This window comes from Gemmobacter serpentinus, assembly GCF_008973825.1.
In the GTDB taxonomy this organism is placed as follows: Bacteria; Pseudomonadota; Alphaproteobacteria; order Rhodobacterales; family Rhodobacteraceae; genus Gemmobacter; species Gemmobacter serpentinus.
The window spans coordinates 1-14,491 of record NZ_WCHR01000025.1; the positions used below are offsets into that span (position 1 = coordinate 1).

At 61.6% G+C, this 14,491-nt stretch carries 13 protein-coding genes and 1 pseudogene; 10 read left to right on the top strand and 4 right to left on the bottom strand.

The annotated features are described in order from the left end of the window. Positions 1–293: 293 nt before the first annotated feature. Positions 294–1,391, bottom strand: coding sequence for a tyrosine-type recombinase/integrase (locus GBJ34_RS14935; protein ID WP_371879026.1), 1,098 nt, complete (start codon positions 1,389–1,391; stop codon positions 294–296). 126 nt (positions 1,392–1,517) lie between these two features. Here GBJ34_RS14935 and GBJ34_RS14940 point away from each other — a divergent pair, with 126 nt between their 5' ends. The 3 genes and pseudogenes from GBJ34_RS14940 to GBJ34_RS14955 all read left to right on the top strand — a co-directional run. Further along, a complete protein-coding gene (locus tag GBJ34_RS14940) occupies positions 1,518–2,405 on the top strand; it encodes a DUF1403 family protein (RefSeq protein WP_151720020.1) in 888 nt (295 codons plus the stop codon). Between the two features lie 2 nt (positions 2,406–2,407). Then, a complete protein-coding gene (scpB, locus tag GBJ34_RS14945; RefSeq protein WP_035714022.1) occupies positions 2,408–3,016 on the top strand; it encodes an SMC-Scp complex subunit ScpB in 609 nt (202 codons plus the stop codon). A 96-nt stretch (positions 3,017–3,112) separates the two neighbouring features. Further along, positions 3,113–3,451 (top strand): annotated as a pseudogene (locus tag GBJ34_RS14955) (transposase domain-containing protein); the annotation flags it as partial. Between the two features lie 136 nt (positions 3,452–3,587). Here the strand turns inward: GBJ34_RS14955 and GBJ34_RS14960 are convergent. Beyond that, a complete protein-coding gene (locus tag GBJ34_RS14960; RefSeq protein ID WP_264177071.1) occupies positions 3,588–4,253 on the bottom strand; it encodes a GntR family transcriptional regulator in 666 nt (221 codons plus the stop codon). On the opposite strand from GBJ34_RS14960, the gene GBJ34_RS14965 reads away from it, so the two are divergent. After that, positions 4,252–4,911, top strand: coding sequence for a HutD/Ves family protein (locus GBJ34_RS14965; protein ID WP_192931233.1), 660 nt, complete (start codon positions 4,252–4,254; stop codon positions 4,909–4,911). The genes GBJ34_RS14960 and GBJ34_RS14965 overlap by 2 nt on opposite strands. 6 nt (positions 4,912–4,917) lie before the next feature. On the opposite strand, the gene GBJ34_RS14970 is transcribed toward GBJ34_RS14965, so the two are convergent. Then, the gene (locus GBJ34_RS14970; protein WP_151720023.1) at positions 4,918–6,276 is read right to left on the bottom strand and encodes a formimidoylglutamate deiminase; all 1,359 of its coding nucleotides are present in this window, start codon (positions 6,274–6,276) and stop codon (positions 4,918–4,920) included. Between the two features lie 127 nt (positions 6,277–6,403). On the opposite strand from GBJ34_RS14970, the gene hutI reads away from it, so the two are divergent. The 6 genes from hutI to gfa all read left to right on the top strand — a co-directional run bounded on the left by hutI (position 6,404) and on the right by gfa (position 13,431). After that, positions 6,404–7,570 carry an imidazolonepropionase gene (gene hutI, locus GBJ34_RS14975; protein WP_151720024.1) on the top strand — a complete coding sequence of 389 codons (1,167 nt, stop codon included), beginning with the start codon at positions 6,404–6,406 and terminating at the stop codon, positions 7,568–7,570. Next, positions 7,567–9,105 carry a histidine ammonia-lyase gene (gene hutH, locus GBJ34_RS14980; RefSeq protein ID WP_151720025.1) on the top strand — a complete coding sequence of 513 codons (1,539 nt, stop codon included), beginning with the start codon at positions 7,567–7,569 and terminating at the stop codon, positions 9,103–9,105. The genes hutI and hutH overlap by 4 nt, the downstream gene beginning before the upstream one ends. Beyond that, the gene (hutG, locus tag GBJ34_RS14985) at positions 9,102–9,908 is read left to right on the top strand and encodes an N-formylglutamate deformylase (protein WP_151720026.1); all 807 of its coding nucleotides are present in this window, start codon (positions 9,102–9,104) and stop codon (positions 9,906–9,908) included. The genes hutH and hutG overlap by 4 nt, the downstream gene beginning before the upstream one ends. A gap of 11 nt (positions 9,909–9,919) precedes the next feature. Continuing rightward, positions 9,920–11,602 carry a urocanate hydratase gene (hutU, locus tag GBJ34_RS14990; protein WP_151720027.1) on the top strand — a complete coding sequence of 561 codons (1,683 nt, stop codon included), beginning with the start codon at positions 9,920–9,922 and terminating at the stop codon, positions 11,600–11,602. 77 nt (positions 11,603–11,679) lie between these two features. Continuing rightward, entirely contained in the window at positions 11,680–12,810 is a 1,131-nt protein-coding gene (locus GBJ34_RS14995; protein ID WP_151720028.1) for an S-(hydroxymethyl)glutathione dehydrogenase/class III alcohol dehydrogenase, read from the top strand. Positions 12,811–12,870: 60 nt separating this feature from the next. Beyond that, complete coding sequence (gene gfa, locus GBJ34_RS15000) at positions 12,871–13,431, top strand: S-(hydroxymethyl)glutathione synthase (protein WP_151720029.1); 561 nt, start codon at positions 12,871–12,873, stop codon at positions 13,429–13,431. A 27-nt stretch (positions 13,432–13,458) separates the two neighbouring features. On the opposite strand, the gene GBJ34_RS15005 is transcribed toward gfa, so the two are convergent. Next, the gene (locus tag GBJ34_RS15005) at positions 13,459–14,385 is read right to left on the bottom strand and encodes a LysR substrate-binding domain-containing protein (RefSeq protein WP_226341206.1); all 927 of its coding nucleotides are present in this window, start codon (positions 14,383–14,385) and stop codon (positions 13,459–13,461) included. Between the last annotated feature and the right edge of the window lie 106 nt (positions 14,386–14,491).

Sequence of the window (14,491 nt, forward strand, 5' to 3'; positions counted from 1 at the left end):
GCGCAACTCCTGAACTTGGGGCAGGGCGGTTTGATCTTCGGTGGAAATACGCGCGTATCCGATGAGTGGCACGGGGCAGGGGGCCTTTTTGCAATTGCGGATGTCAGGAGTAAACGACCGTTTGTAAACGTAAGCAAGGGCGCTCTCGGTAGCCGAGGTCAGCGAAATGCCCTTCGTTTCCTCAGGCTGTGTCGCGTTTGGTTCCCGATTTCAATTGAAGCGATTAGCTGAAACCTGAGCGGTCTGGTTGGAGCTTGGCATTTCAGCAAAGGCTCGACGGAAGGGCAGGGGGCTTACAGGCCTGCGGCCTTGGTCAGGTTCACCCGGAACCTGTCGCGGCGTCGCTGGTATCGGCGGGTCATCTCTGCGCTGGCATGACCAAGCTGCTTTTGAACGTAGCGCTCATCAACTTCCGCGCTGCTGGCAAGGCCTGCGCGCAGGGAATGGCCCGAGAACAGCCGCACGCGCTCGGCTTCAGGCAGATCAGGGCGTAGCCCGGCCTCGCGGGCGCAGGACTTGATCAGCCGGGCGACGTGCTTGTCCGACAACCGCTCGCTCGTGGCTTTCAGGCCGTTGCGTGACGTGGCGACGAAGATCGGGCCGAAGTCGATCCTTGCGTAATGCAGCCACTGCGTCAGGGCATGGACCGGGCAGGTCTGATCTGATGAGCCGCGGGCGATTTCGACCTCGCGCCAACCGGTCTTGCCGCGCAGGGTGAGGAGCACGCCGTCCTCCAAGATCTCGACCCAGCCGCCGGAGTCAGGCGTGTCATCCTTGCCGTGGTCGAGGCTGACAATTTCGGACCGACGCAGGCCACCAGCAAAGCCGATCAGCAGGATCGCCCGGTCGCGCAGGCCGCGCAAATCGTGGGGGAGGGTTGCCAGCATGTCGCGCAGGTCTTCCGGCAGAATGGCCTCTTTCTGTGCTGGTGGCCGTGCGTGCTTGCGGCGGATGCCAGCCAGGACGCTGGCAATGTGCCGATCTTTGCGGTCGAGCCGCTCTCCGCGCTGCGCATAGCCCCAGGTCAGGCCAGACAGCCGCCGTTCTATAGAGGAGGCCGAGAGGGCAGGTGCTTTGCCGCTCGGCGCTGCCAGATCGGCGATGTAGAGGCCGATCAGCTGGGACGACGAGGGGAGAGGGTCCGCGCCACGCATCCGGCACCAGCGCGCGAAGTGGGCCCAATCCTTGGTGTAGGCCTTCAGCGTGTTCTCCGACGCCGCCTGACGCGCATAGTCACGCGCCGTTTCGACCAGGCGGTCGAGCGTGCCCGAGCCAGCGACATGGGAGGGCAGGGCGATCGTGTCGCGCTCCGTATCAGCGCTGTCGTCCCGCTCATGGCGATCGGGACGTTCCGGGGGTTCTGAAGGCGATTTCTCGGGCGTTTCGGTCATACCGTCGAGCATACTCCCGGCACGTCCGATAATGCAATCTTATTGGACATTGGGGAGTCGACAAAGCTGCGGCGCTATGGGTTCATTCCGCTGGTTGAAAGCGCCGTCACAATATAGGCTGCCGACATGAGAAAACCGCGCGCCGCGTCTTTGGAAACCTTGCCGATGCTGCCCCCGCTGCCGGGCTGGATCGTCTCTGCGCCGTCCGAGCCGCCGGAGGCTGCGGCCTTCCGGTCCGGGGCCGCGCTGGCGCATCTGGGTCAGGCAATGGCGTCGGGGGATGTGCCTCTGGCGCTGTGGCGCGATCGTCTGGCCCTGACGGCGGCCGAGAACTGCGCTGCGATGGCGGGGCGAAGGGAAGGGCAGGGCGCCTTGCGCGATGCCCTGCACCTGACGGGACCGGGCGACGACCCCGGCCCGGCGGGGCGGATCGCACGGCAGTGGTCACGCGCGGCGGCGCGGCCGGTTTCGGTCGCGCATCTGGTCAATACGCTGGACGGAGTAACGGCAGAGCGGATCGCGCTTTGCCTTGATGCCACCGGACCGACCCCAGTGGACCGCGCGGCGCAGGTCGTCGAGGCGGTGCTGACCGATAGTCCGCGAGCCGAGGCCGCCGCCCTGATCCTGTCCGATGCCGCGTTGGCAAAAGCGTTGGGGGCAACGCATGTGCTGCCGCTTCTGGCGCTGACGCTCAAGCCCCGCGATATACGCTTGCGGGGCGATGATCTGCGGCTGGCCTGTCACCGCGCCGTTGTCTCTGCCGTTCGGCAGGCGCTGCCGCTGGCCGGCGATCTGGCCCGTGCGGCGGCCCGCCTTCGGGCAGTGGCCCCGAAGCTGCGCGCCAAGGCGGCGGGCCGGGCGGTCGATCTGTTCCTGTCGCGCGATGCGCTGGTGCCGGGGGCATTGGCCTTCATGTCGGATCGGGCCGCGCGACGGCTCTGCGACCGACTGGTGGCGCTCGGCGCCGTGCGCGAACTGACAGGGCGGGACACGTTCCGACTTTACGGGGTCTGAGCATGGGGCGGCGCGAGGACACAGAACTTGACCGCGAATTGGCCGTTCTTCCCCCTGAGCTGCGCTGGCGGGAATGGATGCGTCGGATCGAGGCGGTGCTGTTCGCAAGCACGACCCCGGTGGCGCGCGAGGATCTGGCGCGGGTCGTGGGGCAGGGGGCCTCAGTCGATCTGTTGATCGAGGATCTGGCAGTGGATCTGGAAGGCCGACCCTATGAGGTGGCACAGGTGGGAAAGGCGTGGATGCTGCGCACGCGCGCGGCCTATGCCCCAGCGATCCGCGCCGCGGCGGATGTGGACGGCCAAGCGCTGAACCTGTCGGAATACGATCTGGCCGTGCTGGCGGCGATTGCGTATCACCAGCCGATCAGCCGCGACGGGTTGAAGGACATCTTCGGAAAAGAGATCAGCCGTGACCTGATCGGCCGACTTGCCGAGCGGGACCTGATCGGCACCGGCCCTCGCGAACCCCGCCGTGGCGCGCCTCATACCTTCGTCACCACCGAGGCGTTCCTGGCTGCCTTCGGGATGGAGTCCTTGCGCGACCTGCCAGACCCCGAGCAATTGGACGATGCAGGCCTGGCAGGCCCATCGGGGGCCATGGAAGGTTAGGCGAACACTGTGGAATTCGTCGAAGATGAGCAGGCGCGGCTTGACGCTGTCGAGAAGATGATCGACCTGTTCGCTGGCGCGGGACAGCGCCGCAAGATCTCCGCCAAATCCCGGCTGGGCGAAAAGCTGACCTACATCCATAACCACTGGGACGGGCTGCAAACCTTCCTGACCGACGGCCGCGTCGAGATCGACAGCAACAGGGTCGAAAACCTGATCCGCCCCATCGCCCTCAATCGCAAGAACGCCCTCTTTGCCGGTCACGATGAAGGCGGCGTCGCCTGGGGCCGCATTGCTTCGCTGATCGAAACCTGCAAAATCAACGGCATCGAGCCCTTCGCCTATCTCAAGGCAACCCTGACAGCCATCGCCAACGGGCATCCGCAAAGCCGCCTCGACGATCTGCTGCCGTGGAACTTCACACCGTCAAGATAACGCGACCGTGCTGTCCAGCGACCGCTTACGCATGTCACAAATTCAAAAGTCTTGCGCGGGGCGCTTCTGCAGATTTTCTTATTGCTCGGTTGCTGCGCATCGATGGAGCGGATGTCCGGTGCGCAGAAGGCAAACGTCAATAGCGTGTCGTCATACGATAGCCAGGCCGGTGACTCAGGGTTACAAGAGTGATTGCAGCGTTTTGCCACCATGTGGAGCGTTCGACGCAGAACACCGGCTCGCCGAGTTTATGGTCGAGATGCGTGACGATCATTGCATCAGCGGCTGCTGCCAAGAAGCTAATCTCGACCTCGGAAAACGGGACCGTCGCTATCAGCCACTCATTTGGACCTATCACCGTAAAGTCCTGCTGCAACGCTTGCGGTAGGGCTGCCGCGTTGATCCAGCGATCTTCAAGCTGAAATGCTTCACCATTGGCAGAGTGCAAACACACCAGATGAACCACTTTGCTGCCAAGTTTAAGGTTCATCCGTGCCCGCAGCCATTCAGGAGCTGCAAGGATTTCGCGACTGACCAACACATAACGGTAAGACGCCCCAGTTTTTTCGATTTCCACGCGAACAATTGGCATCTCAAAACGCGCTTGCCGGATCGGAGCCATGCGAACCCGGGTTCCAGCTTTGCGCTTGCGGTCCAGAAATCCAAGTTCGGTCACTTCGCGAAGCGCACGGTTCATTGTCGTTCGCGAACATCTGAATTCTTCTGCCAACTCCACTTCGCCAGGGAGCAGAGTTCCGGGACCCCAAGGCCCTTCTGTGATGCGGTGCAGGATTTCTGCCATGACGTCCCTGAAGGTGGTCTTCTCGATGATTGGTGTGGTCGCCATTCAGGTCTGCCTCTTGGCCGCGTATGAAGCCCTTGATACGGTTATGTGTAGGCTTAAGGCAAGGATTGGCCCCGTGTTTCGCATCCTGAACGCAGATGAGTTCCAGACCAACTCCTGGAAGAATGGGGGCGGAGTCACACATGAGATTGCACGTCACGCTGTTGGCGATGGTTGGCTGTGGCGTATCAGCATTGCTGAGGTCGGCTCGGACGGGCCATTTTCGGTCTTTCCTGGAATGACACGGATTTTGACGGTCATTGACGGAGCGGGGATTGATCTGCTGTCTGCGGACGGTGTTCTGGAGGCGCGCCTGCACCGCCCTGCTCCCTTCTCCGGTGACCTCGATGTGACAGCCAGGTTGGTCGGCGGACCTGTCCGTAACCTGAATCTGATTTATAACGCGAAGGTTATCGAGCCTGCCGTGGAGGTGATTTTGGGGCCAGCCACGCTGAACTGTGAAGCTGGAACAACTGGGCTCCTTTGCCTTTCAGGCGCCATCACAGTTGCCGGTGATGGATTGCGTGAGGGGGCGTTCGCATTGGGGAACGGCGCAGACATAGAACTTGCGGCTGGGGCCGCAGGGATACGCATTACCCTGCGGAAACTGGCCTGACAGCGGTCAAACAGCGTCGATCAAGCCTTTCAGGGCCTTCCGCCAACCCGCGATGATCTGTTCCCTGTAGACGTGACGCCTTTCTTTCACCCGGTGTCTGCCTGCGGACCACAGGTCTGTGACCACGGTATCGGGTGCCGCAAAGGCCAGACCATCAAGAATGTGATCGGGGCGCAGCGCGCAAAGCGTCGGGTGCGACAAGTCGATTGCTGTCAGATCGGCAAGATTGCCGACCGCGATCTGCCCCGATTTGCGCCCCAAAGCCTGTGCGCCACCAAGTGCGGCACCGACATAAAGGCGCTGGCCGACCGAGCCGTCCTTTTCGACCATGACATTGCGGGCAATGTCGCGCAGGCGCTGGCTGTATTCCAGTGTGCGCAGTTCCTCGGTCAGGCTGATGCGGACGTTGCTATCGGATCCGATTCCAAACGCCCCGCCTGCAGCCAGCCATCCTGGCCCATTGAATGGCCCATCGCCAAGGTTGGCCTCGGTGATCGGGCAAAGCCCGGCAACTGCGCCGCATTTTGCCAGTGCTGCGGTTTCTTGCGTGGTCATGTGGGTGGCGTGGACAGCACACCAATCCGCGCCAATGGGGGTATTCGCCAGCAGCCATTCCACCGGCCGCGCACCCAGCCAGGCTGAAATATCGGCCACCTCCTTGGGCTGTTCGGCGACATGAATGTGAATGGGGTTTCCATTTGCCAACGGTAAAGCGCGGGCCAGATCGGCAGGGTTGGTGGCGCGTAGCGAATGGGGCGCAATGCCAACACGGGTGTCATGGGGCAGCGTGCGGGCAGCTGCGCGTGTGGCCTCCAGCAACGCGGCAAAATCATCTACTGTATTGCCAAACCGCAACTGCCCGGCTGCCATCGGTTGCTGCCCTGCACCGCCATAGGTGTACAGGACCGGCAGATGCGTCAGGCCGATACCCGTCAGGTGGGCTGCGGCAAAGATGCGGTTCGACAGTTCGGCGATGTCGGCATAAGCGTCTCCACCCGGTTGATGATGCACATAATGGAATTCGCCAACGGCGGCGTACCCGGCCTCTTGCATCTCCATGAACACAAGGGCGGCAATCGCCTCCATCTGCGCCGGCGTCAGCCGATCCAGAAAGCGATACATCAGATCGCGCCATGTCCAGAAACTATCACGACCTGCGATCCTGTGTTCAGTCATGCCTGCCATCGCGCGCTGGAAGGCGTGGCTGTGCAGGTTTGAAAGTGCGGGGAGCAACGCGGACACGAGTGTATCGCCCTGCTGCGGGGCGGCTGCTTTGCACACCCCGGTGATATGCCCATCGGCCACGGTGATCCTGACCTGTTCGGCCCATCCGTCGGGCAGCAAGGCGCGTTCTGCAAAAATCACAATGGCGACTCCTTATGTGTAGACATAATAATCATACTTGCATACATAACGCGCAGGCAACACCTTTTGCGGAGCATTTCCCGTGCAAAATCCCTCAGTCGTTTTGACCTCACTTCGGGCGGCAACGATGGTGTCGGGCGCTGATCCCTACGGTTTGATTGACGAGGCGGCGCTCGTTTTGGTTGGGGGCAAGATCGCATGGGTTGGGGCGCAGGCAGATCTGCCCGGCGAATACGCTGCTATGCCCGTACAGAACATGAGCGGGAGGCTGATCACACCAGCTCTGATTGACTGCCACACCCATACTGTTCACGGCGGCAACCGTGCTGCGGAATTCGAGATGAGGCTGCATGGGGCAAGCTACGAAGAGGTTGCACGGGCTGGAGGCGGGATAGTCTCGACAGTGACAGCAACGCGCAGGGCCTCGGAAGACGACCTTGTTGCTGCGGCGATGCCGTTTGTCGATGCGATGATTGCAGAAGGCGTCGCGGTGATCGAGATCAAGTCAGGTTATGGGCTGGAGCAGAACACCGAACTGAGGATGCTGCGTGCGGCGCGGCGTATTGGCCGGTTGCGGCCAGTTTTGGTGCGGACAAGCTTTCTGGCGGCGCATGCTGTCCCCGTGGAGTATATGGGTCGTGCCGACGCCTATATCGATCAGGTTTGCATTCCCGCGCTACACGCGGCCCATGCCGAAAGGCTGGTCGATGCGGTGGACGGGTTCTGCGAAGGCATCGCCTTTTCGCCTGCACAAATCGAACGCGTATTTCAAGCCGCCCGCAGCCTTGGCCTGCCGGTTAAGTTGCATGCCGAGCAGCTTTCCAACTTGGGCGGCGCTGCGCTGGCTGCGCGGTATGGCGCGATGTCTGCCGATCATCTGGAATATCTGGATGAGGCGGGGGTGGTCGCAATGGCCGCTGCCGGAACCGTGGCGGTGATCCTGCCTGGCGCATTCTACACCTTACGCGAACAGCGGATGCCCCCCATTCATCTCCTGCGCCAACATGCCGTGCCGATGGCGGTGGCGACTGACATGAACCCCGGCTCATCGCCCATGGTCTCGCTGCTTCTGGCGATGAACATGGCCTGCACTCTGTTCCGGATGACTCCGGTCGAGGCTTTGGCCGGGGCCACTACCCATGCTGCCCGTGCGCTTGGTCTTGCAGATCGCGGCACTCTGGCTGTGGGCCAGATCGCGGACCTTGCCGTCTGGAACTGCGGCCACCCGGCCGAATTGGCCTACCGCATCGGCTTCAATCCCCTTCACCAACGCATTATCGGAGGCGTCCTTTGACCGCTCTTACCCTTGTTCCCGGCCAGACCACCTTGGCGCAACTGGCGCGCATCTACCGCGAAGAACTGGCCGTCACGCTGGACCGCGCCGCACGACCGGGGATCGAGGCTGCCGCTGCTGCGATCAGTGCTGCTGCTGCTGGCGACGTTCCAGTCTACGGGGTAAACACCGGTTTTGGCAAACTGGCGTCCCTGCGCATCGCCCCCGAAGACACGGCTACCCTGCAACGCAACCTGATCCTGTCGCATTGCTGCGGTGTGGGCGACGCCATCCCGCGCGCCCATGCGCGGTTGCTGATGGTGCTGAAACTGCTCAGCTTCGGGCGCGGCGCGTCAGGCGTGCGTTGGGCGTTTGTTGAACTGCTTGAAGCGATGCTGGCCCGTGGTGTGACGCCAGTCATTCCTGCGCAAGGGTCGGTCGGGGCTTCGGGCGATCTGGCCCCTTTGTCACACATGACCGCTGTTCTGATCGGCCATGGGGCGGCGGAATATCAAGGCCGCGTGCTGCCGGGGGCCGAGGCATTGACTGCGGCTGGCCTGACCCCCATTCAGCTTGGCCCCAAGGAAGGGCTGGCCTTTATCAACGGCACGCAGTTCTCGACCGCCTTCGCGCTCGCCGGCCTGTTCGACGGTTGGAATGCGGCGCAGTCGGCTTTGGTGACTTCGGCGCTGTCGACCGACGCGATTATGGGGTCCACCGCTCCCTTGCAGCCGGAAATCCATTCTCTGCGTGGTCATTCCGGACAGATCGAGGCTGCAAGCTTTATGCGCGCGCTGTTAGCGGGTTCTGAAATCCGCGAAAGCCACATCGTGGGCGATGCGCGCGTTCAGGACCCTTATTGCATCCGGTGCCAGCCACAGGTCACCGGAGCCGCGATGGATGTTTTGCGTCAAGCAGCACATACTCTGGTGATCGAGGCCAACGCGGCAACCGACAATCCGTTGGTGCTGACTGGGGCCGGGCTGATCGTGTCCGGTGGTAACTTCCACGCTGAACCCGTGGGCTTTGCCGCCGACATGATTGCGCTGGCCTTGGCCGAGATCGGGGCGATCGCGCAGCGCCGCGTCGCCTTGATGGTGGACCCGGTTTTGTCGTTCAACCTGCCTGCGTTCCTGACTCCGCGCCCCGGCCTGAACTCCGGCCTCATGATCGCCGAGGTGACCACTGCCGCGCTGATGTCCGAGAACAAGCACATCGCCATGCCTTGCGTGACCGACAGCACGCCGACATCGGCTAATCAGGAAGACCATGTCAGCATGGCAGCACACGGTGCCGTGCGTTTGGGAAAGATGGTGCAAAACCTGAACGTGATCCTTGGGGTCGAGGCGATTTGTGCTGCCCAAGGCATCGACTTCCGTGCGCCGTTGCACACCAGTGCGCCGCTGCAGGGCGTTGTTGCGCGGCTGCGTCAGGATGTGGCAACGTTGGGCGATGATCGCTACCTTGCCCCCGATCTGGCCGCAGCGGCACGTCTGATTGGCAATGGTGCTTTGGCGCAGGCAAGTGGCTTGGCACTGCCCGAGCTTTCTGCATGATGCTGGTCAACGTCACGCAAGGCGACAGTCCAGTCATTCTCGGCCTGCCGCACGGGGGGACGTATGTGCCCGACGCGCTGATGGCCCGGTTGAATGACCGTGGGCGAAGGCTGTCAGACACGGATTGGCATATTGCTCAGCTTTATCAGGGGCTTTTGGCTGACGTTACGACAGTCGAGGCGACGTTTCACCGCTATGTCATCGACGCCAATCGCGATCCAGCCGGGGCTTCGCTTTATCCGGGTGCCAACACCACGTCCCTGTGCCCGACAACGGATTTCGACGGATCGGATATCTGGACCGCAGGGCAGGAGCCAAGCCCGGACGAGATTGCCGCCCGCCGGACGCAATACCACGCGCCCTATCACGACGCATTGGCCACCGAAGTAGATCGGGTGAAAGCCCGGCATGGTGTGGCGATTGTCTATGATTGCCATTCGATCCGCTCGACCATCCCCTTCTTGTTTGCGGGGCTGCTGCCGGTCTTTTCCATCGGCACCAATGACGGGCAGAACTGCGCGCCGCAGGTGTCGGACGCTGTCTCGGTGCCCTGTTTTGCGGCCACTCCGTTCGACACGGTGTTGAATGGCCGCTTCAAGGGCGGCTGGACCACCCGCCACTATGGTCAACCTGGCACGGGCGTTCATGCCATTCAGATGGAACTGGCCCAACGCGCTTATCTGGCCGCCGAGGCCGCACCTTGGACCTATGCAGCCCAGAGTGCCGCACCTTTGCGCGCGGTTCTGGCGCAAATCCTGCAATCCCTCGACACCCTTGCCCGTTCGGGTGTGCTCAACCGCTAAAGGAGCCTTCCATGCTTGATCGCAAGAACAGCCGCGACATCTATCCCGCCACCGGCACTGAAATCACCGCGAAATCGTGGCAGACCGAGGCCGCGATGCGGATGTTGATGAACAACCTGCATCCTGACGTTGCCGAGAACCCGCATGAGTTGGTGGTTTACGGCGGCATTGGCCGCGCCGCGCGGTCTTGGGGCGATTTCGACCGGATCGTCGCCACGCTGAAAGACCTTGAAGATGACGAAACCCTGCTGGTGCAATCCGGCCGGCCGGTCGCGGTGGTCCGCACCCATAAGGATGCCCCGCGCGTTTTGATCGCCAATTCCAACCTCGTGCCGCATTGGGCGACTTGGGACCATTTCAACGAGCTCGATAAAAAGGGCCTGATGATGTACGGCCAGATGACCGCCGGGTCGTGGATCTACATCGGCACCCAAGGCATCGTGCAAGGTACCTATGAGACCTTTGCGGAGGCGGGCCGTCAGCACTTTGGCGGATCACTCAAGGGCAAGTGGATCCTGACGGGTGGCCTTGGCGGCATGGGCGGGGCGCAGCCCTTGGCAGCTGTGATGGCGGGGGCTTGCTGTCTGGCCGTTGAATGCGACGAGACGCGGATCGATTTCCGCCTTCGCACCCGTTATGTCGATGCCAAAGCGCGGACTTTGGACGAGGCGCTGGCGATGATCGCCGAATGGACCGCCAAGGGCGAGGCAAAGTCGGTCGGCCTCTTGGGCAATGCCGCCGATGTGTTCCCCGAACTGGTGCGCCGGATGAACGCAGGTGGCGCACGTCCTGATATCGTCACCGACCAGACCTCTGCCCATGACCCGCTGCACGGCTATCTGCCGCAAGGCTGGAGCGTTGCCGAATGGCGGGCCAAACAGGAAACCGACCCGAAGGCGGTGGAAAAGGCCGCTCGCGCCTCGATGTGCATCCATGTGGCGGCGATGGTGGATTTCTGGAATGCGGGCGTGCCGACGCTGGATTATGGCAACAACATTCGGCAGGTCGCGCAGGAAGAAGGGCTTGAAAACGCCTTTGCCTTCCCCGGCTTTGTGCCGGCCTATATCCGGCCCCTGTTCTGCAAGGGCATTGGTCCGTTCCGCTGGGTGGCGCTGTCCGGCGACCCCGAGGATATCTACAAAACCGATGCCGCGATGAAAAAGCTGTTCCCGGAAAATGAACACTTGCACCGTTGGCTTGATATGGCCGCCGACCGCATCGCCTTTCAGGGTCTGCCCGCCCGCATCTGCTGGATCGGGCTCGGGGATCGGCACCGCGCCGGGCTGATGTTCAACCAGATGGTCAAGTCGGGGGAGTTGAAAGCCCCGATCGTGATTGGCCGTGACCATCTGGATTCAGGATCGGTTGCCTCGCCCAACCGCGAGACCGAAAGCATGAAGGACGGATCAGACGCGGTCTCGGATTGGCCACTGCTCAACGCGCTGGTCAACACCGCGTCGGGGGCCACTTGGGTTTCGATCCACCACGGCGGCGGCGTCGGCATGGGCTTTTCGCAGCATTCTGGCGTGGTTATCGTGGCCGACGGCACTGATGATGCTGCCAAGCGGCTGGAGCGCGTCCTGTGGAACGATCCGGCGTCAGGCGTCTGGCGTCACGCCGACGCAGGTTATGAAACCGCAATTGACTGCGCCAAAGAACGTGGTCTGCGCCTGCCGACTATTCTGGGCAACTGAGATCACCTTGCCGCTTGTCAGATAACGCCGGCGGGAGAAGAACTCCGGCTTGCCATCCCTGTAGAAAGGAAGTCCCCATGCGCACTCGCGCCGCTGTCGCCATCGCCCCCGGCAAACCGCTTGAAATCATGGAGGTAAACCTCGACGACCCGAAAGAGGGCGAGGTTCTGATTGAAATCAAGGCCACTGGCATTTGCCACACTGACGAATTTACCCTGTCGGGTGCCGATCCCGAAGGGCTGTTTCCGGCCATTCTCGGCCATGAAGGCGCAGGCGTGGTCATCAAGTGCGGCCCCGGCGTGAAATCGCTGAAGCCGGGAGATCACGTCATCCCGCTTTACACCCCCGAATGCCGTGAATGCCCGTCTTGCCTGTCGCGCAAGACCAACCTTTGCACGGCCATTCGCGCGACGCAGGGCCAAGGGCTGATGCCGGATGGCACCACCCGGTTCTCCATGCTCGATGGCACGCCGATCTTTCATTACATGGGCTGTTCCACCTTCGCCAACCATACGGTGATGCCGGAAATCGCGCTGGCCAAGGTGCGTGAAGACGCGCCGTTCGACAAGATCTGCTACATCGGCTGCGGTGTGACCACCGGCATCGGCGCGGTGCTGAACACGGCGCAGGTTGAGATCGGTGCCAAGGCCGTGGTGTTCGGTCTGGGTGGTATTGGTCTGAACGTGATTCAGGGCCTGAAAATGGCCGGGGCCGACATGATCATCGGCGTCGATCTGAACAACGACAAAAAGGTCTGGGGCGAGAAGTTCGGGATGACCCACTTCATCAACCCGAAAGAGATCGAAGGCTCGGTGGTGCAGGCGATCGTTGATCTGACCAAGACCCCGTTCGACAAGATCGGCGGCGCGGATTACTCGTTCGACTGCACCGGCAACGTCAAGGTGATGCGGGACGCACTGGAATGCACCCATCGCGGCTGGGGCCAGTCGATCATCATCGGCGTGGCACCCGCTGGCGCCACCATCGAAACCCGCCCCTTCCAGCTGGTCACCGGCCGGGTCTGGAAAGGCACAGCATTCGGCGGCGCGCGCGGCCGCACCGATGTGCCGAAGATCGTCGATTGGTATATGGAGGGCAAGGTCGAGATCGACTCGATGATCACCCATATCCTCAAGCTGGAAGACATCAACAAAGGCTTCGATCTGATGCATTCGGGCGAAAGCATCCGGTCCGTCGTCGTATTCTGAGATCACATTACCGGAACCGGACCGGCGCGTACTATCCGGGGAAATGGGAGGAGACACCACATGACCAAACCGAAATTGCACCCGGCACTGGACAGCGGCATCGCCGCGACCTCGCCGGATTTCACAGGCGGCACGCTTGTTTGTGCTTGTACCGACAAACCCGTGCGCGTGCGCGTCGAGGGCCAAATCGCCCACAACCACGCTTGTGGTTGCACCAAATGCTGGAAGCCCGAAGGCGCGATCTTTTCGATTGTCGGGGTGGCCCCGCATGACAAGGTGACTGTGCTTGAAAACGGTGACAAGCTTTCCGTTGTTGATCCAGCCGCTTTGATCCAGCGCCACGCTTGCCAGGCCTGCGGCGTTCATATGTACGGGCCCGTCACCCGCGAGCACCCGTTTCAGGGACTGGATTTCATCCATCCCGAGCGGTTTGAAGAAAAGGGTTGGGCGCAACCTGGCTTTGCGGCTTTTGTGTCCTCGGTGATCGAAGCGGGCGTTGATCCGTCGCAAATGGACGCCATCCGCGGCCAACTCAGGGCGATTGGGCTGGAACCTTCTGATTGCCTGAACCCGGGCCTGATGGACTATATCGCAACTTGGACCGTTCAGCACCGCGTCTGAACTGGGACATAAACAACCGCAGGCAGGCTATCCCGCCTGCGGTGCCGAAATCGCCTTTTGGCGGCGAGAAATTGTCTGAATCCAGTTCCGCAACTCTGCCCCAAATGGTTTTTCCAGCGCGCTCGGGTCCCAAGCCAGGGAGTAAGCCTGTGAGAGCTTGAGCCGGATGTCGAAAGGCACGACAAGCCGCCCCGAGGCGATATCTTCGGTTGCCATGGAAAGTTGTGCCAGCACGAACCCCCGACCATTAATCGCCGCGTCAATCGCCGCACTGGACATCGAAAAGGCAACCTCGCCCACAGCCTTCCGACGAGGTACGCCAACATGTGCCGCCCAATCGCCCCAGCCAAGTGCTGCACCCTGCGCGCGATCCCATTCGATCCCCAAAAGCGGCGCATCGAGTATGTCCCCGGGCGTTTGCAGCTTCAGTCTTGCAAGAAGCGACGGAGAACAAGCCGGGACGACCCAATCCGTGAACAACTCGGTTCGATGATCAAAGCGCGTTATCAGATCACCGTAAGACAGCCGAAAGTCTACCTCATCAGATCCAAAGCGGGGTTCGGTGTCGTCCCCGATCAAGCGCACTGTTGCGGTGGGATGTGACGATTGCCAGTCGAACAGTTGCGCGCCAATCCATTTGGAGGCCAGCGACGGCAGACACGAAATCGTCAGTGATGCCTCTGATCGAGCCCGCAGCATCTTGCTTTGTGCCTCGCGCAGCGCATCAAACGCAGCTTTGACGTCGTCATGATAGTGGCGCCCGCGTGTCGTCAACGCGATCGACTTGCCTTTGCGCTCGACCAGCCGCAGCCCGACCTCTGCCTCCGCTTTGCGAAGCTGCTGGCTGATCGCGCCGACTGTCACACCCAGTTCGGTTGCGGCCGCTGTAGCACTGCCAAGTCGGCCAAATGCCTCGAAGGCCTGGATCGCACGCATGGAGGGAAGTTTTTGCAAGTTCGTCATTCCGGCAGAAGTAGAGTTTAGATTTTCTAAAATAGAACACAGAAGCAAGTGCTTTTTGAATCGGTAAATGCAGACTAGCAATATGTCTACACATAAA